General features: G+C 31.7%; 15 protein-coding genes. 6 read left to right on the plus strand and 9 right to left on the minus strand.

What is annotated here, in order from left to right; translation table 11 throughout:
• From B2217_RS03985 to B2217_RS04000, 4 genes are all read right to left on the minus strand, one after another.
• Nucleotides 1–1,979: GumC family protein (locus B2217_RS03985; protein WP_291122115.1), on the minus strand; the 1,979-nt coding region annotated here is incomplete at its 3' end.
• 2 nt (nt 1,980–1,981) lie between these two features.
• Nucleotides 1,982–2,743 carry a polysaccharide biosynthesis/export family protein gene (locus B2217_RS03990; RefSeq protein WP_125348880.1) on the minus strand — a complete coding sequence of 254 codons (762 nt, stop codon included), beginning with the start codon at nt 2,741–2,743 and terminating at the stop codon, nt 1,982–1,984.
• Nucleotides 2,733–4,673, minus strand: coding sequence for a polysaccharide biosynthesis protein (locus B2217_RS03995; protein WP_291122116.1), 1,941 nt, complete (start codon nt 4,671–4,673; stop codon nt 2,733–2,735). Before B2217_RS03995 ends, B2217_RS03990 begins: the two co-directional genes overlap by 11 nt.
• Before the next feature lie 105 nt (nt 4,674–4,778).
• Nucleotides 4,779–6,041: an OmpA family protein gene (locus tag B2217_RS04000; protein ID WP_291122117.1), complete on the minus strand. Its 1,263-nt coding sequence runs from the start codon at nt 6,039–6,041 to the stop codon at nt 4,779–4,781.
• Between the two features lie 222 nt (nt 6,042–6,263).
• On the opposite strand from B2217_RS04000, the gene B2217_RS04005 reads away from it, so the two are divergent.
• The 4 genes from B2217_RS04005 to B2217_RS04020 all read left to right on the plus strand — a co-directional run bounded on the left by B2217_RS04005 (nt 6,264) and on the right by B2217_RS04020 (nt 8,961).
• Nucleotides 6,264–7,199, plus strand: coding sequence for a ribose-phosphate pyrophosphokinase (locus tag B2217_RS04005; RefSeq protein ID WP_038336277.1), 936 nt, complete (start codon nt 6,264–6,266; stop codon nt 7,197–7,199).
• Between the two features lie 45 nt (nt 7,200–7,244).
• Nucleotides 7,245–7,829, plus strand: a complete 585-nt coding sequence (locus B2217_RS04010; RefSeq protein WP_038336278.1) for a 50S ribosomal protein L25/general stress protein Ctc — start codon at nt 7,245–7,247, stop codon at nt 7,827–7,829.
• Between the two features lie 139 nt (nt 7,830–7,968).
• Nucleotides 7,969–8,403, plus strand: coding sequence for an RrF2 family transcriptional regulator (locus B2217_RS04015; RefSeq protein ID WP_038336279.1), 435 nt, complete (start codon nt 7,969–7,971; stop codon nt 8,401–8,403).
• Between the two features lie 60 nt (nt 8,404–8,463).
• Entirely contained in the window at nt 8,464–8,961 is a 498-nt protein-coding gene (locus tag B2217_RS04020; protein ID WP_280046192.1) for a hemerythrin domain-containing protein, read from the plus strand.
• A gap of 24 nt (nt 8,962–8,985) precedes the next feature.
• Here the strand turns inward: B2217_RS04020 and B2217_RS04025 are convergent, their stop codons facing one another.
• The 4 genes from B2217_RS04025 to B2217_RS04040 are packed head-to-tail and all read right to left on the minus strand — an operon-like array spanning nt 8,986 to nt 13,377.
• Nucleotides 8,986–9,174 (minus strand): hypothetical protein, encoded by a 189-nt coding sequence (locus tag B2217_RS04025; RefSeq protein ID WP_280046191.1) that lies wholly within the window; start codon nt 9,172–9,174, stop codon nt 8,986–8,988.
• A gap of 39 nt (nt 9,175–9,213) precedes the next feature.
• On the minus strand, nt 9,214–10,272 hold the full coding sequence (locus tag B2217_RS04030) for a glutaminyl-peptide cyclotransferase (protein WP_280046190.1): 1,059 nt from the start codon (nt 10,270–10,272) through the stop codon (nt 9,214–9,216).
• Nucleotides 10,273–10,326: 54 nt separating this feature from the next.
• Entirely contained in the window at nt 10,327–10,875 is a 549-nt protein-coding gene (ruvC, locus tag B2217_RS04035) for a crossover junction endodeoxyribonuclease RuvC (RefSeq protein ID WP_280046189.1), read from the minus strand.
• A gap of 30 nt (nt 10,876–10,905) precedes the next feature.
• Nucleotides 10,906–13,377 carry a phosphoenolpyruvate carboxylase gene (locus B2217_RS04040; protein WP_244957981.1) on the minus strand — a complete coding sequence of 824 codons (2,472 nt, stop codon included), beginning with the start codon at nt 13,375–13,377 and terminating at the stop codon, nt 10,906–10,908.
• 215 nt (nt 13,378–13,592) lie between these two features.
• On the opposite strand from B2217_RS04040, the gene B2217_RS04045 reads away from it, so the two are divergent.
• Nucleotides 13,593–14,303, plus strand: a complete 711-nt coding sequence (locus B2217_RS04045) for a hypothetical protein (RefSeq protein ID WP_180905474.1) — start codon at nt 13,593–13,595, stop codon at nt 14,301–14,303.
• 22 nt (nt 14,304–14,325) lie between these two features.
• Entirely contained in the window at nt 14,326–17,994 is a 3,669-nt protein-coding gene (locus B2217_RS04050) for a hypothetical protein (protein WP_180905473.1), read from the plus strand.
• Nucleotides 17,995–18,031: 37 nt separating this feature from the next.
• Here B2217_RS04050 and B2217_RS04055 read toward each other — a convergent pair whose 3' ends face one another.
• Nucleotides 18,032–19,543: a GH3 auxin-responsive promoter family protein gene (locus B2217_RS04055; protein WP_180905472.1), complete on the minus strand. Its 1,512-nt coding sequence runs from the start codon at nt 19,541–19,543 to the stop codon at nt 18,032–18,034.
• Nucleotides 19,544–19,587: the final 44 nt, after the last annotated feature.

A 19,587-nucleotide genomic window follows, 5' to 3' on the forward strand; every position in this document is an offset into this window, starting at 1 on the left:
ATGATATCACTAATATTAATATCATTTGAAATCAAATATTCTGTAACACCATATTTGTGTCTGTATTGATCGGTAATTCCTAAATAATCTAAAACTTTAGGACTTCTAATATCTGCTCCAATTAATAAAACAGATTTACCTGACATTGTTAATATTTGAGCTAAATTAGTTGAAATAAATGTTTTACCTTCTCCGCTTGTAGTAGAAGTTATATAGATAGACTGAGGATCTGTTGAATTTTTAAGTAAAAAATTCATGTTTGTTCTAAGAATTCTAAAAGCTTCAGCAACACTAGAATTATCATTTTGCTCGATAATAGAAATATCACTTTTAGGTACTTGTCCAGCAATTGGAGCTCCCACAGCATCTTCAACATCCTCTTTAGAGTTTACATTATTATTCAATAATTTATAAATATATATACATATAAATGGAATAACTAATCCTAGAATTAGAGCTCCTAATAATATAATACTTTTCTTAGGTGAAACGGGAATCTTAGAATCATAAGCATAGTCAATAACTTTTATATTATCTGGTGTAGCAGCTGCTTTTATTTCGTTCTCTTCACGTTTTTGTAATAAGAATAAATATAAAGCTTCAACAATTTGCTGTTGACGAGAAATATCTCTAAAACCACGTTCTTGACTTGGTACTTTTTGAATTCTGCTCGCAATTTGATTTTGTTTAGATTGAACAGAATTTAACATTGTTTGAGTGTTATTTCTATATAATCTCAAACTATTTTTAAGATTTCTCTTTAAATCATTAATTTGTTCTTGTAATTTGATCGCATTAGGGTGGTCTTTTGTTACAGATTTTAACATATCTTCTTTTGCAAGAACTAATTCATTGTACGAAGATATTTCTGCTGAGATAGATTTATCTTCTAACCCAATATTAGAAGGTAGTAAATCAGTCTTAGAAGAATTTAGAGCAGAGTTCATATAGTCAACTAATTGTAGTTGAGTAGATGATTCTAAAAGTTTCTTTTCGTTATCTGCGGCACTTTCTAAAAAGATATTCGCTTCTGAAGTAACATCTGTAATATTATTTTGAACTTTATAACGTTCAAGATTTTTATCAACTCCACGTAAATCGTTTGTAACAATTTGTAGGCGATCATCAATAAATTTAGAGGTAGCTTCTGTTAATTTATGATTATCACTTACTAAATCTTCATTATAAGTTGTAATAAGATCATTTATTAACTTCTTAGATATATCTGGAACAGGACCAACCAAAGAAAAATTAATAATTTTTGAACTCTTCTCAGTATTTGGAGAAATACTCAATGAGTTTTGATATGTATTAACAATTCTATCAATAGAATTTACATTAATTTGATATTCAAAACCAATATGTTTTCCTAAGCTTCCATTTGGACTAATTATAAAACTTCCAAAGTCTTCTGTAATCTTTTGTCCAAAAGAATATTCTTTTATAACACTTGTTTTTTTATTTTCAAGTTTAAATTTAGTGTTCGATAATATACTTACAATAAAACTATTATTGTCTAAGCTTTCATTGGTTTTATCGTTTTCATTTAATAAAATGAATTTTACGGGAGACTTTTCTTGTTGTAATTGAATTTCTGCAACTCGACCTATGCTAAAATATTGTATATTAAAGTTATTTTTTTGAATTACTTTAGTTAATAATCTTCTAGACTTTAGTACATCAATTTGATCTCCAACTTCTGCGCTTCCGCCAGAGCCACCTCCAAGCATAGCTTGATCCATTAAACCAGCTAATTCACCTGTTGCAGATTCTTTCTCATTTAATAATATTTTAGCTGAAACTTGATATTGTTTCTGAGTATATTTAACATATAAAAAGGCTAAGGTTAAAGAAATAATAACTCCAAATACAAACCATTTCCAGTAATAAAGATATTGTTCTAAAATTTCCCTGATATTAATCGTTTCTTCAGACTCATCGAAGTATTGGTCTTCTAGGTTATTTTTATTTGTACTCATTTTTATTTAGAAATAACAGCAATTACAGATATTATAACACCAGCAACAGATATCCATAATGAATAGTTTGGTGTAAATTTAGATGATGAAATTTTAGCATTATTTGGTTCTACATAAATAACATCATTTTGGGCTAAATAATAAACAGGAGAGTTTAGTATTTCTTTGGATGTTAAATCGACGTTATATGTTTGTTTTTGTCCATTTTGTTCACGAATAACCATAATATTATTTCTAACACCATTAATAGTTAAATCACCAGCCATACCTAAAGCATCAAGTATACTTACTCTTTCGCTTGGAATTGTAAAATTACCAGGTTTAGCAACTTCTCCTAAAACGCTAATTCTAAAATTTGTAAAATTAATATTTACCCCAGGATTAACGATATATTTTGAGATTTTTGCTTTTAATTCATTTTCAGCTTCTGTTCTAGTTAATCCACCTACTTTCACATTACCAATTAACGGATAGTTGATATAACCATTTTCATCAACAGTATAAACCTTCGCATAAGGATTATTTTGCACCCCAGAATTTACTTGATAAACACTTTGTTGATTAAAAGGTTCTGTAGCTTTTATATCAGCAGCACTTACACTGATTGCTAGCATATCAGAAGATTGAATTTTAGGAATATATTCTTCGTATTTCGTAGTAGATTGTTGATCTCCTTGAAAGTAGACTAATTCTTTTTTTGATGCACAAGAAGAAATAGTGAGTATAACTATTACAATTAAAAGATTAAAAATTTTATTTTTCATAAATTAAGTTATCAAGTTTTTCAAATTCTGAGTTTTGAGATTTAAATTCTGGTACAATCTCTTTTATTTTAGCCACTAAATGCATGACTTGCTCATGTTTTTCTATGGTTGAAGACATTAAGCATAGTTCTTCAATTAGTTTTTTATTGTCTTGACATTTGTTTGTATTAACTTTTGCTATCATTATTTTTTCATGATGGGTCTTTACTGTATTTTCATCATTAGCCAATAACTCTTCATAGATTTTTTCACCTGGACGCAAACCTACAATTTTTATATCAATTTCTTCAGGATATTTAAAGCCACTTAATCTAATCATCCTTTTAGCAAGATCAATAATTTTCATTGATTCGCCCATGTCGAATACAAAAATCTCACCACCTTTTCCCATAACAGCCGCTTCTAATACTAATTGGCAGGCCTCTGGAATAGTCATGAAAAAACGTGTAATATCAGGATGTGTGACTGTCAAAGGACCTCCGTTTTCTAATTGACGTTTGAATAAAGGTATTACAGAACCATTAGATCCTAAGACATTGCCAAATCGAGTAACAATATAATTTGTTTTAGATTTTTCATTTGTACAATTTACATAAATTTCGGCAACTCGTTTTGTTGCGCCCATTACATTTGTTGGATTTACAGCTTTATCAGTAGAAACCATTACAAACTTTTCAGCACCAAATTCATTCGCTAAATCAGCAATAATTTTTGTTCCATAAATATTTGTATTAATTGCTTCATATGGAAATCTTTCCATTAACGGAACATGTTTATATGCAGCTGCATGAAAAATAATTTGCGGATGATATTTATCAAAAAGGCTTAACATTCGTTTTCGATCTCTTACACTTGAAACGATATAATCTATTCTATTTTGTTTTTCTTCAGAAATTTCATTTTTTAAAGACTGTTGAACATCATATAGGGCCGATTCTGCCTGATCAATCAAAATTAGTTGAGCAAAATCCATCATAGCAAGTTGTCTTGAAATTTCACTTCCTATAGACCCTGCAGCTCCTGTAACAAGTATTACCTTATCTTGTACATTTTCGTTAATGATTGGGTTTTTAAGTTTGATAGACTCACGACCTAATAAATCTTCAATTTTCAATTGTTTGATTTGTGCAGGTTTATATGTCCCATCAATCCAATTAGAAATAGGCGGAATTATTTTTATATTTACATTCAAATCTTCTAATGATTTGGATAGATTTAATAATTGATTCGTTTTTATATTTTGAATTGAAATAATAATTTCTGAAATATCATTTCGTTCAATGAATTTATCATCAATATCATTTATAGAATAAATTTTTACACCATCTATAAATGTTCCAATTTTAGAAGGTTTGTCATCAATAAAACCTACAACTTTATAATTAAACTGAGTATCATTTTGTAAAATATCTCGAGTAATTAATCCGGAATCTCCAGCTCCGTAAATCAATATTTTTTGTTGAGCTTTATTTTTAGAGAAAAAATAATCATAAATCCATTTGTAATATAATCTAGCAATAACCATTACTACGGTCGAAATGAATAAATGAACAAAAATAACAGAGTAAGACATTCTGAAAACATATGAAGTAATAGTGTTTTCTGAAATAGTAGATTCAATAAATTGTCTATAGATAAAAGAGATGAAGAAAAGAATCAGAAAAGCAGTTGTATTGGAAACAAAAACATTTTCGGCATCTTTTAGTCCAGTTTTTTTTACAATTCCTTTATATGTTTTAAAATACAAAAAACATATAGTATAAACTGCTACAACAAATGGTAATTTAAATAATAATTTTTCTAAGCTAAAAGAATTTAGAAAGCTATTAAGTATAAAATTGGTTATTACATAGCTAAAGAAAACTATAAGTATGTCTAGCACTAATACTACCCATCTAGGAGCATTAAAGTGTTGGTTAAAAGGATTCAATATTTTAGTAATTTAAGTGGTGATAAAGATAATAAAAAAATCAGGAATAGAGACTCCAAAAACTGGAAAAATCTACCCCTGATTAATATCTTAAATAAAGAAAAATTATTTTACTCTGAAAACAACTCTTCTTGCTAATTGATGAGAAGAAACTTGAGAGTTTTTGAACTCATTATCTTTACCTTCACCAACTGTAGTTAATTGAGAAGCATTTGCTCCTTGACTAACTAAAATAGCTTTTACATTTTCTGCTCTTCTACGAGATAAATTTTTGTTGTAAGAATCACTTCCAACTGGGTCAGCGTAACCTAAAATGTCAATTTGAGCATTTGGCTTAGCTTTTAAGTACTCAGATACAAATTTGATACCTCCAACTGATTGTTGGTATGGTTTATCAGAATTGTAATCAAAGTAAACGTTGATAATACCAGAGTTAATCATTTGCTCTAAGAAATCAGCATCATTAACGATAGTTGTATTTCCTCCTGCATTTTGTTTGATATATTCTTCAATATTATCTGGAATTCCGTTTCCATTGTGGTCAATTGTAACACCGTGAGTGTCAACAACAGCGCCTGGAGCTGAATCTGGCTCTTGATCTAAGTAATCAGCAACACCATCACCATCAGTATCTTTTAACATTTGTTCGATGTTAGAAATACGATCTTCTAAGTCAGAACGAGTTGGTTCGTAAACCCAGTCAGCATGTTTTTGGTTTTTACCTAAGTAGAAAGTTAAACCTAAGGTAGCATTCCAAATTTCACCTCCAAATCCAGAACCTGAAATTTCAGAATTTCCATCAAAAGCTACGTTTTGACGAATATTTCTTACATAAGAAACGTCTCCTGTTAATACAACACGATCTGTTAATCTTAACTGAGGAGTTAAACCAACCATAACATTTACCATGTTATCATTGTCATCGAAAACTTTACCATCAGCACCTTTTGTTGCGTCATTATTCATCCAAGAATAACCTGCACCACCATGCGCTAATAAACCAATTCTATTTGTCCATGTTTCAAAATTCATGATTCGTCCTAAGTTCGCAACCCCTTGTAAATCTACACGGTAATAATTAGAACGGAAACGAGCTACATCTTCACCTTCTTTGATACGATCATATCCACCGTCTAATTTTAAACCAAACTTATTGTTGAACATGTAACGAACTCCAAAATCAGCATGATAGAAACTTGGCGTTTCAGAATAGTAACCAGGAGTGAAAGCTTTACGTGCTTTTACAGCACCTCCATTGGCCTCGATAGACCATTTGTTGTAATCGTTGTTAACTGTCTCAGTAGTTTCTTGCGCTTGAGCAAAAATTCCTAATCCAATTACACTTAATAGGTATGAAATCTTTTTCATGAGGATATATTTAATTACAAAATTATATAAATACTTAAAAACGAATCAATAAAAAACTGTTAAAAACGCCTATTACTAACGAAAATCATATAATTCTCTTGTTGATTAGTTTAATGAGTTAAAAAGAACTTCAATAATTGTGCCGAAATTAATTTTTAGTTTTCTTATATCATTTTCAAATCATTTAAATTATTTTTGCACAAATATTTCCCAAAACAAACAATGGAACAATCAGCATTTCTTTTTTCAACCAGAGGATCATTAGAATTAGCACAAAAAATTGCCGATCAATATGGTCAAGAACTTGGTAAATCTAAAATTGTAGAGTTTAGCGATGGCGAATTTGTGCCAGCTTTTGAACAACCAATTCGCGGTGCTCGCGTTTTCTTAATTGGTTCAACAATGCAACCAACAGACAATTTAATGGAATTACTTTTAATGTGTGATGCTGCAAAACGCGCATCTGCTAAAAGTATTACAGTTGTTATTCCTTATTTTGGTTTTGCTCGTCAAGATCGTAAGGATGCACCACGTGTGCCAATTGGAGCAAAATTAGTTGCAAAAATGTTAATGACAGCTGGAGCAACTCGTGTAATGACTATGGATTTACACGCTGATCAAATACAAGGATTTTTTGAAGTTCCTGTTGATCATTTATTCGCTTCAACAATTTTTGTTGAGTATATCAAAGGTTTAGGTTTAGATAATATTTGTATCGCTTCTCCAGACATGGGTGGTGCTAAACGTGCAAATACATATGCTAAATACCTTAATGCAGATATCGTAATTTGTCACAAAGAACGTAAAGTTGCAAACCAAGTTGATAGCATGATGTTAATCGGTGAGGTAGAAGGTAAAAATGTTATTTTAGTAGATGATATGATTGATACAGCGGGTACACTTGCTAAAGCTGCTGAATTGATTATGGAAAAAGGAGCAAAATCTGTTCGTGCAATTGCAACGCACGGAGTTTTATCTGGACCAGCTTATGAGCGTCTTGATAACTCTTTGTTAACGGAAATTGCTATAACTGATAGTATTCCATTAAAAAATACTTCCGTATCTAAAATAAAAGTATTATCTTGCGCTCCGCTTTTTGCTGATGTTATGCATTTAGTACATAGCAATAAATCTATTAGCCAACGTTTTGTTATCTAGTGATTTAGATTAAAATTAAATTATTTTTATTATATACATATTATTATGAAGTCAATTACAATTCAAGGTGTAAAAAGAGAAGACTTAGGTAAAGTGGCTACACGTAACCTACGTAATGCTGAACAAGTACCTTGTGTGGTTTACGGTTCTGGAGAGCCTATCCACTTTTCAGCTGATGAAAAAGCATTCAAATCATTAGTTTACACTCCAGATGCTCATACAGCAACTATCGAGTTAGCTGATGGAGCTAAAATTCAAGCAATTTTACAAGACATCCAATTTCACCCAGTAACGGATAAAATCTTACACGTAGATTTTTACCAATTAAACGAGGACAAACCAGTAACTATGGAAGTTCCAGTTCGTTTAGTAGGACGTGCTCGTGGTTTAGTAGCTGGTGGGGTTTTACGTTTCAACATGCGTAAATTAAAAGTTCGTGCTATTCCAGCAAACTTACCAGACGAAATCGAAATCGATATTACTCCAATGAGAATTGGTCACAAAATGTATGTAGAAACATTGAAAAATGATAACTACACATTCGCTCATCCAGATAACGCAGTAGTAGTAGCTATCCGTACTTCTCGTAACGCTGTTAAAGATGCTGATCAAGACGAAGACGAAGATTAAGAAATTTTCTTTTCAGATAAAATTAAACCACTCAATTTTGAGTGGTTTTTTTATTTTTAAAAATTTAATAAGATAAATTTGTCCGAATTAAAATTAGTTGTATATTTGCTTCATAATTTATAATGAATAAAAGAAATTAATGTTTTCTAAAGCGTGCGAATATGGAATTAAGGCTTGTGTGTTTATTGCACAAGAATCTGTAGAAGGAAAGAGAGTCAATTTAAAACAAATTGCAAATTCGATTAATTCTCCAGAAGCTTACACAGCCAAAATTCTTCAACAATTAGTTAAAGCAAATGTGATTTCATCTGTCAAAGGAAAAATGGGAGGTTTCCAAATGGATGCAGCGCATTTAGAAGATATCAAATTAGTGAATATCATCAAAGCGATTGACGGAGATGGTCTTTATCACAGTTGCATTTTAGGTTTAGTAGAATGCGATGCTAACAAACCTTGTGCTTTACATAGCCGTGTTTTTGCAATTCGTAATGATTTGCGAGGAATGCTAGAAAAGACATCGATGTTTAATTTGATTGATGATCTTGAGAAAGGAATTGCTTTTCTTAAGCATTAAAAAAATTTGATTAAAAATAAGATAAAAATATCCGATTATCCGAATTAAAAAATTACAACAATGAACCTATTAATAGAACTTCCTCAAACAACTGCTTCTCATATGAGTTATACTGTAACAGTAAATCTAAATGAAGCGTGCGAAAGACATCATAAGACATTATTTTTTTGTTGGAATATTCGTGCTGGAATAGATAAAGGAGTCGATATTCAACGAATTGTTGATTATGTAAATTGGTATGGGGAAGATGTTTTATTCAAAAAATTTGAGATAGAAGAAAAATTTCTTTTTACACTTTTGGATGAAGATCATTACTTGGTAAAAAGAGCATTGAAAGAACATAGACGTTTGAGACGCTTGTTTAAGATAGATGCAAAAAATCCGATGAAAAGTTTGATTTATATCGAAGAAGAATTGGATTTGCATATCAGATTTGAGGAGAAACAAATGTTTCCTGAATTTGAGAAAAATGCAACACAAAAAAAGTTAAAAGTAATTAAAGAACAATTTAATTCACTTTTAACTAACACAGATTGGAAAGATCAATTTTGGTTATAGATCTTTATAGCTAAAAATTTTTACTTATAATTTTTTAGATGATTTTTGAAAAGAAAAGCTCGATTTTGCAGGTCGAGCTTTTTGCTTTTTTATCTTTTCGATTATTTCTTCACCATCTTCAATTGATGAACAAGGAATAATTATTTTATTAGGAGGATTTTTGATGTCATTTATAACAGCCAAAGTTTCAGACATCATCCGTTGAATCTTCAATGTTCTTATTATTTTGGGTCTGGTTAATCGCATAAGATTCTACTTCTTAATCTTAATTTCAAAGATTTTGTCCCAGTTTTTACCTGTTAATAACATATTTCCGTTGTCTTTGAAAGCGATTCCGTTCAATTCTTGTGCTTGTGGATTTCCTTGTTTTCCTTTCAATTCAGCAAAATTAAACTCAGCTTTTACAGCACCAGTTTGTGGATCAATTACCACAATATTACTATTATCTGCATGTCCAGATTTTAGGTAAACATTTGCATAAATTAGACCATCGTGATACTCAATTTCATTCAAATAACTATATGGTTGCGTGTTATCAAAAGCTTGAACAGTTCTAAGGTAGTTAAATTTCTCGTCGAAGAAATGAATACGTTGTGAGCCTTCTGTTACGGCTAATTCTTTACCAATTGTAGTAATTCCCCAACCTTCGATAATTTGAGCTGGCATATCAAATTTTTCAACTTGATTAAAGTTTAAATCATATTTATAAATCGCACGATCTTGCCATGTTAATTGATAAATAAAACCATTAAGTTCTGTAATTCCTTCTCCAAAAACATCGTCTTTAATTTGGTATAATTTTGTAGGCTCAGTTGCTCCCAATTTATATTCAATCAAACGTGTTTTTCCTCCACGAAGTCCAGTTCCTTCGAAAATATTTCCGTTTTTGAAATAAAAACCTTGCGTAAAATAATCAGGGTTATGTGGATAAGTTCCAACAATTTCATAATTCCATTGCGCAGCCGGCTCATTTGCATAAACCACAAACGTAAAATCGCGCGAATTTGTTTCTTCTTCTCCTTTGAAGAATTTCAAATTAACCGTATGATTTCCTAATCCAATTGTTTTTCCGTCAATCGTAAAATCAGCAGGAACTTCTTGTCCATCCACCGAAACTACAACTTTAGTAATTCCATCCAAATTAGTTAAAGGAATATCGATTTTGTCGCCAATTTTGTATTTATTTTGTTCAATTTTCGAAACAATTTCAGTGATTGCAGTATTGTTTTTTCCTGTAGAATCTTTACAAGAAAATAATACTGAAGAGAAAACTGTTGCACAAACTGAGGCAGCGATTAAATATTTTTTCATTTGATGTGTTTTATGTTTTATGAATTAGGTTGCTAATTCTACTACAAATATATTTTATTTTGTTCGATTCGGATTATTTTTTACAAAGGCATCCCAACTCGAATAAGAACTTGAAGTTCCAGTTGTTTTACCCGAATTTAGATAATGACAAACTGCAACGGCAAGACCATCTGTGGCATCCAAACGTTTCGGAATTTCTTTCAATCCAAGTAAATGTTGCAACATTCCCGCAACTTGTTCTTTCGAGGCATTTCCGTTTCCGGTAATCGCCATCTTAACTTTTTTTGGCGCATATTCTACCACAGGCATATCGCGATGCAGACAAGCCGCAATACAAACGCCTTGTGCACGTCCAAGTTTTAACATAGACTGAACATTAACGCCAAAAAACTGCGCTTCAATGGCTAATTCATCAGGATGATATTGATCAATAATGGCTAAAGTTTTTTCGAAAATCTTTTTCAATTTTGTTTGTTGATTCGGAAGTTTATGCAACAACAATTCGTCTAAAGTAATCAACTTTATTTTGTTGTTTTTGACTTCAATCAAACCAAAACCCATCACCATTGTTCCAGGATCAATCCCTAAAATAATCTTTTCCATCGTTGCGAAGGTATTAAGATATTCTGAAAATTAAGCCGAATTTCGACTCGCATTAATATTTCCGAATAACGAACGCATTACAATTTGCTCATAGACTGATTTGAATTCACTTTCATGATGAATTTTGTTCAACGCAAATTGTTGAATCGTTAATAATGGTAACACAATTTTTTCGCGCATTTGTACCGAAGATTTGTTCAATGGTTCATCTTGCATCAATTCTGTGTAACCCGAAATTTCTAAACACAATGCTTTTGATAATTCAAATTCATCGTGCAAAATATTCCAAAATTCACCATATTCAGGATCATCTTTCATATAAGAAGTTAATGGAAAATAAGTTTTTTCCATCGACATCATACTATTTTGAATCAACGTTTTGAAGAAGCTCGAATTTTTGAATAAATCTTTTACATCCTCTAAATGACCTTGTTTTTTCAATTCATTTATAGCCGTTCCAACACCAAAATATCCTGGAACATTTTGTTTTAATTGACTCCAAGAACCCACAAATGGAATAGCGCGCAAATCATCGAACTCTAATTTTTTATCACCACCTCGTTTACTCGGACGGCTTCCGATATTCGTTTTTCCATAATAGTTAAGCGTACTCATATTTTCTAAATAAGGTAAAAATGAAGGATGCGCTTTCAAATCTTCGTATTTCTGATAACTAATTGTGGCTAATTTATCAATCAATGTGCGTTCATCAGGCGAAATCTGACTTGTACTTGTCGAGAAAACATCCGAAATAATACCAGCCGTGTACAATTGTTCAAAATTATATTTTGCCTGCGGCATTGTTCCATAATTCGAGGTAATTGTTTGCCCTTGAATTGTAATTTGAATTTCGTGATTTGCAATTGTTTTCCCTTGAGAAGCGTAAAACTCGTGCGTTTTTCCTCCTCCACGTGCAGGAGGTCCACCACGACCATCAAAGAAAATAACTTCGATTTGATTTTTATCCGAAACATTCGAAAGGATTTCTTTGGTACGATAAATTTCCCAATTCGCTTTGATGTAACCGCCATCTTTTGTTCCGTCCGAAAATCCTAACATAATTGATTGACGTTGTTTTCTACGTTCTAAATGTTGTGCATAAATAGGTAAATTATACAATTTATTCATCGTATTTTCAGCACCATCTAAACCTCTAATCGTCTCGAAAAGTGGCATAATATCAAACTTAATTTCGTCATCTTTGTAACCACAAAATTTGAATAAAGCGTAAACATTTAAAACATCGAAAATGGTTTCAGAATTTGAAATAATGTATCGGTTAACACCTAATTCGCCATTTCGTTGCTGAATTGTTTTTAATTGATAAACATTTTTGATCGTATCAATCACAATATCATCTTCAAAATCTTCAGGCTTAGCAGTAAATGAAGGATTTGTTAACAATTCGATTTGTTCTGCTTCGCTTAAATCTTTCAGATTAATTCCAGTATATTTTTCAACAATTTGGTTAATTACTTTTTGATGAACACGCGAATCTTGACGAATATCCAAAGAAGCAAAATGCAATCCGAAAATATCAACACGTGTGATAAAATCGTCCAGAATATCTAAGAAAACACCATTGTGTTGTTCAATCAAAATTGTACGAATCGTTTGTAAGCGCGTTTTGATTTCATCAATTGTAATTGTTCCATTTTCATTGAACATATTTTCGTAAATCAAATTACTCAACGCTTTTAAAGGCTCTGTAACATGTTTGAACGTTAATCGTCTTTGAACAATTTTTAGATGATTGTAATAATTTTTTAAGATACTTGTTCGCAATAAACTTGCTACTTTCCACGTAATTTCTGCTGTAACGAAAGGATTTCCATCGCGATCACCTCCAGGCCAAAAACCTAATTGAATGACAGGAGATTTTAGTGGTTGACTTTCTGTAAAAAACAATTGATTGATTTCGTTATACAATCGTCCAATTGTCTGATAATACACATTTCGTAAATAATAAATAATCGAAACTGCTTCATCGTAAGGTGTCGGTTTTTCTTCGTTGATGAAAGGTGTTTTTCCTAATTGTTGCAACAATAAATCAATTTTACTTACCGAATCTTGTTGAATAGCATCGCGTAAATCCTGAATAATTTGTTGAACATTTGTTGGATAAAATTGTGTTGGATGTGCTGTAAAAACAACTCTTGTCACAAAATCTTCAATTCTCGTTTTTACTTGCTCCATTTTACCTTGCGCTTGCGCAATATGGTAAATGCTTTCCAAACTTCCTTTTTCATTTTCGGAATGTAATGACGGAAATGCAGCATCTTCGATACTATCAAACAAAACAACTTGTCGCTCGATGTATTGTATCATTCGAAACATCAAATCGATTTGCTCTTGTTCGGTTTTTAAATCAGTGTATTTCTCAAAAAAATTGTTGATGATTTCATTTGGCGATTTACCTTCAGGTAAACCTTTTTGACTTTCATCGTACAAAAACGGGATCAATGATCCGATATTTTGCATTTTTTCGTAGGGCAGACTCATAAAGAGACTGTTGTAAATTTGAAACTTATTTTCCACAATTTGGTGGAACTTAAGTTCAGATAAATTCGTACTTCGCATTAATAGGTATTTTTTCTCTTAAGAGTAAATTTAAACTTTAATAATGATTTAATGAGTATAATTAATGGTATAAATTAGTTATCAGTAGCTTATTGATAATTAAAACAATACCTTTGCGCAAAATTTCCAAAAAATTTATGAAAATCAATTTATTATTAGCAATTTCATTTTGTTTTATGAACATTTTGTTAGCACAAGTAGGTATAGGTACATCTAATCCAAATGCAACACTTGATGTAGCTATCGATGCAAATTACAAAAGTGGAGATAAAGCAGGTGTAGCTTTTCCAATGATGAGTGGAAATCAAATAGAGGCGATGTCTACAACAGATCTAAAAGCAGGAACACTTGTTTATGCAAATGCTATTTCGACGAATACAACTCCTGATATTGATGCATTAGGATTATGGTATTGGTCTGGTGATATGACAAAAAAGTGGGAACCGTTAAATTTAGGATATAAAAAAGTTGTTTCTTATTTCTATGCACCTTCTATTGCTTTGCCAACTGATATAGCAGGAGTTTCAACCGATTCGTCTTCTACAATTTGGTATGATAGTGCTACTTCTATGTTTAATGTAAAGTTGTTCGAAATTTATAAAAGTCAATTTGATTTATCAGGAAATGTTAGTGGAGTTAAAAAAAGTGCATTAAAAAGTCCTTCTGCAACTAGTATTCCAGTCTTAAACAAAACAGATTTAGAATACTTTGTAACGTATTTTGATAATCAAGTCTTTGATCCATCTAAAATTACTTTGGACGATAATGGGGTTTTAAAATATTCTATTTTATCTAACCCAATGGTGACGGAAAATACATTTATGAATATTGTATTTAAAGTAAAATAATCCTATTTCTAAAGCTATTTCTATGAAGAAAATTTTAAGTTTTCTAGCATTTCTATGCGCTATTTTTACTTTCGCGGCTGATTATTATTGGGTTGGAGGAAGCGGAAATTGGACAGATATTAACCATTGGCGAACAACTTCTGGAGGAGTATCTTTACCGTCTGTAGTTCCAGGACCAACGGATAATGTTTTTTTTGATATTAATTCAGGTTTTTCAGCTTCAAGTAAAACGGTAACGATAGACAATATAGTGAATTGTCATAATATAACCTTTTCTGCGAGTACAATCGTTCCAATTTTAACACAAATCGGTACTCAAACTTTAAATATTTATGGTTCGAGTGAGTGGCAAGTAGGAATGGGAATGATTAATGTTTCAAAAATTTATTATCGTCACACAGGCGAGGCGAAGACGATAAAAAGTAATGGAACAATTACAGGGTCAACAAATTCGATTGTTGTTTTTGAAGAAAGAACTTCAATAAGTTTATTAGATGATTTTCAAGTAGGTTACGAATTATACCATAATGCTGGCACGTGGATCACGAACAGTCATCAAATAAAGATAGACGGACGTTTCTATGCAAACCAAGGAAATACACCAAGAACCATAGAATTTGGAAGTTCTAAAATTTATTTAACAACTTCTACTCCTTATTTTCATACAAACTTTGCTGCTACAACAATTAATGCTGGGACTTCTCATATTTATTTTACAGGAAAAGTAACATCTAATACCTATGGCTTAACAGCTTATCAAGGACAGAATTTTTACAATGTTACTTTTGAAGAACAAGCAAATATAAATTTATCAGGTTCGGCAAATTTTAATCAGGTTGAGTTTAAGGGCAATGGAAGTATTTCGGGGAATAACACATTTAAAGCTTTGATTTTTGCACCTACAAAAAATTATATTATTGAAGCTAATAAAAAACAAACGATTACCAATTTATTTTCTGTGAACACTCCAGTCTGCGAAGGATGGTCTAATATATCATCTAATAGCTACGGAACAACAACTGAAATAGTTGGAGCTTCTGATGTAAGTATAATTGTTTCTGGTACTATTCTGAAAAACATTACAGCATCGGGAGGAGCTAATTTTATTGCTAATAATTCAATTGGAGAAGGTATAAATACTGGTTGGACAATTCCTTCAACTGTAGGGCAAGATTTATATTGGGTTGGTGGTTCTGGTAATTGGAACGATAGAACACATTGGTCCAAAACCTCAGGTGGTACTGGCGGTTACTGTTCTCCTGGTCCTAATGATAATACATTTGTTGATAGAGGATCAGGATTTACGTTAAACGATAAAACAATCATTTTAGATAAAACGTCTTATACTCACAATATTTCTTTTGTTGATAGTTCTAATCCACCAACGTTAACAGAAAGCGGATCCCAAACGTTAAATATTTACGGTTCAAGTGAATGGCAAGAAGGAATGGGAACGATTAATTTGTCAAATATTTATTACCGTCATACAGGAGAGGCGAAAACCATAAAAAGTAATGGTGTAAAACTAGGCTCAGCTAGTTCTAGTATTTATTTTGAAGAAGAAAATTCGATTAGTTTGCTAGACGATTTTATTGTAAATTATGAACTTTATCATCAGGCAGGAGTATGGACAACTAACAATCATCAAGTTACTATTAATGGTCGATTTTATGCAATATATGGTTCAAAACCTAAGGTAATAAACATGGGCAGCTCAAACTTCTATTTACCCTACACCGTTCCATATTTTCAAACAAACTCAAGCTTAACCACGATTAATGCAGGAACATCACATATACACTTTACAAATACAACAAGCAATAGTTATGGACTTATAGCAGGTGAAAATCAACGATATTATAATGTAAGCTTTGATAATTCTTCATCGGCTGGATCGATAAGCGCACAAACAGGGACAGCATATTTTAATCAGGTTGAATTTAAAGGGAATGGAACAATCAATGGGAACAATCATTTTTATAACTTAATTTTAGCTCCAACTAAAAACTACAGTTTTCCTGCTGGGGCAACCCAAACTATAACCAATTTATTATCAGCTTCAACACCACAATGTGGAGGCTGGTTAACAATTAATTCTAGCAAATCAGGAAGCTTGGCAAAAATTGAGGCTGCATCTAATGTCACTGTTAATGTATCTGGTGTTATTATGCAAGATATATCGGGTAATGGAGGTGCTGCGTTTATTGCGCAAAATTCAATTGATAATGGTAATAACAATCCTGGATGGCAGTTTCCTAAGATAGCTGGTCAGGAGCTTTATTGGGTTGGTGGATCTGGTAATTGGAATGATAAAATGCATTGGTCACAGAGTAGCAATGGTATGGGAGGTTATTGTGTTCCTGGTCCATCAGATAATACGATTTTTAACCAAGGTTCTGGTTTTACATCTGCAAACAAGACTATAACTGTAGACAATACTTCTTACACTCGAAATATTACATTCTCCGGAAGTGCAGTTCCTCCAATATTAACACAAACTGGCTCTCAGACTATCAATATCTATGGATCTAGTGAGTGGCAGAACGGAATGGGAACAATTAATCTCAATAAAATTTTCTATCGTCATACAGGAGAGGCTAAAACAATAAAAAGTAATGATGTGATATCTGGAAGTAGCGCTGTTACTATTTATTTTGAAGAAGAAAATACGATAAGCTTATTAGATAACTATAAAATAGGATATGAGTTGTACCATCAAGCAGGTACATGGATTACCAACAATAATGATGTAATAATTTATGGACGATTTTATGCTAATTCAGATACTAAACCAAGAACAATAAGTATGGGTTCATCAAATTTTTATTTACCAAACAACTCTCCGTACTTTCATACAAATTCTGCTTATGTTACGATAAATGCGGGGACTTCTCAACTAATTTTTACAGGAAGTACAACAGCAAGTTATGGTTTGTCAACTTATGACGGTCAGCGGTTCAATAATGTGGTTTTTGAAAGTAGAGCAAATGCCAGCATTAATTCGACAAACGGAACAACAAGCTTTAACGCTGTTACCTTTAGAGGTAGTGGAAGTATAAAGGGAATTAATAACATTAAAAATCTAGAATTTTCTTCTGGTAAAAGTTATACTCTAGATGCTTCAAAAACTCAAACAGTAGAAAATTTAATTTTAGGAGGAACGCCTTGCGAGGTCACATTTCTGCAAAGTAGCATCATAGGAACAAGAGCTAATTTGAATATTACAGGTTCGGCAACTAACTTTAATTTTGGTAATCTAAAAGATATCAATGCATCTGGTCAATTGTTACATTTTGGTGAGCAAAGTACAATCGCGAATCAGAACAATAACAATATAACCTATGATCCATATAATCCTGGTGCTTTTGAAGGGTTAGGAGCAGATTGGATTGATCACAAAATTGATGGTTCTAATCCATTAACTTATATTTTATCAACTAGTAAATTCTATGGAAATAGTTATACAACATACAAATGGTATAAAATTGAAGGATTGAATAGTAGTGCAACTAGTGTTATTAGTACAGATAAAGAAATCGATATCCGAAAATTTGGCTACGGAACCTATGAAGTCAAAGTTGATTATTCAAATGGAAATACAATTACATGTAGCGTAAATGATAATATTTTATTGAAAGGATTACTGAAAAAAGTTTTAGTCAATCCAAGTATTCGAATTCGAATAAGATAGAACAAAAAAAGAGAATCATATTGATTCTCTTTTTTTGTTATGATCGATTATTTAATTCAATTAATGGTTCAATAAATTCGCGTGTGTTTGCTAGCCTCGGAACTTTATTTTGTCCACCTAACTTACCACGAGAAGCCATCCATTCGATGAATAATTTTTTGCGAGCTTTGTGTACAATTGGGCGATTAAGTGTCATATTATTGTAACGTTTTGCTTCGTAATCTGAATTAACTTCTTGCAAACCTTTGTCTAAACAATCAATAAATTGCTCAAAATTTTCAGGTTCTTTATCAAATTCGATTACCCATTCATGCGCGCCTTTTTCTTTCCCTTGCATAAAAATTGGACCAGCACTATATTCAGAAACAATTGAATTTGTTTGCATACAAGCACGTTTCAAAGCTTCTTCTGCATTTTCTATCATCAATTCTTCGCCAAATGCATTGATATAATGTTTTGTTCGTCCAGAAACAACAATTCGATGAGGATTTGTAGATGTAAAGCGAACCGTATCACCAATAATATAGCGCCACAAACCTCCATTTGTTGTAATTACCATGGCGTAATTTTTACCAACTTCAACTTCTCCAATTGTTAAAAACCGTTGAGTTTCTGAACCAAATTCTTCCATTGGAATAAATTCGTAAAAGATTCCGTTGTCTAATAATAACAATAAATCTTTGCTGAGCAATTGATCCTGAATACCAAAAAAACCTTCAGAAGCATTATATAATTCGAAATAATTTAATTTTTTTTGAGTGATTAAATTATAGTTTTCTGCATAAGGTTTGAAGCTGATTCCACCATGAAAAAACACTTCGAGATTTGGCCATAATTCGTCCAAATAATTCTTTCCAGTTTCGGCTAATAATTTGTTCAATACAACCAGCATCCATGAAGGAACACCAGTTAAAGAACCAACATCTTCATTTTTTGTTGCATTGATAATCGCATTCATCTTCACATTCCAATCAGACATTAAAGAAATCTCACGATTCGGAATATTTTTCATCTCAGCATAAAAAGGTAAATTATCAATCAAAATAGCTGATAAATCACCAAAACGCGTATCATATTTTTGATAAAGTTCACTACTTCCGCCAATTCTTAGGTTTTTGTGCATGAAAATATCCGTTTCGGGATAAGCATTTAAGTACAACGCAAACATTGTTTTTCCTGCTGCGTAATGGCAATCTTCTAAGGATTCATTACTAATCGGAATAAACTTACTTTTCGCATTTGTTGTTCCAGAAGATTTTGCAAACCACTTTATTTTTCCATGCCAAGTGACATCTTTTTCACCTTTTCTCGCTAATTCAATATAAGGTTGAAAATCCTCGTAATGCACCGCAGGAACTTGTTCTTGAAATTTCTGTGTCGTTTTGATTTCATCAAAATGAAATTCTTTTCCGTAAATAGTCGATTTGGCTTTTTTGATATTCTCAAATAACACACGTTCTTGCGTACCAACTGGATTTTTAATGCTTTCCTCGATGACATTCATTCGGCTACGCATCATAATTTCCATAATCTTATTGACTATTCCCATCCGCTAAAAGTTTTGTAGATTTACACAAAATTAATTAAACTTTT

Origin of the sequence: Empedobacter sp. UBA7620 (assembly GCF_002484185.1) — a bacterium.
In the GTDB taxonomy this organism is placed as follows: domain Bacteria; phylum Bacteroidota; class Bacteroidia; order Flavobacteriales; family Weeksellaceae; genus Empedobacter; species Empedobacter falsenii_C.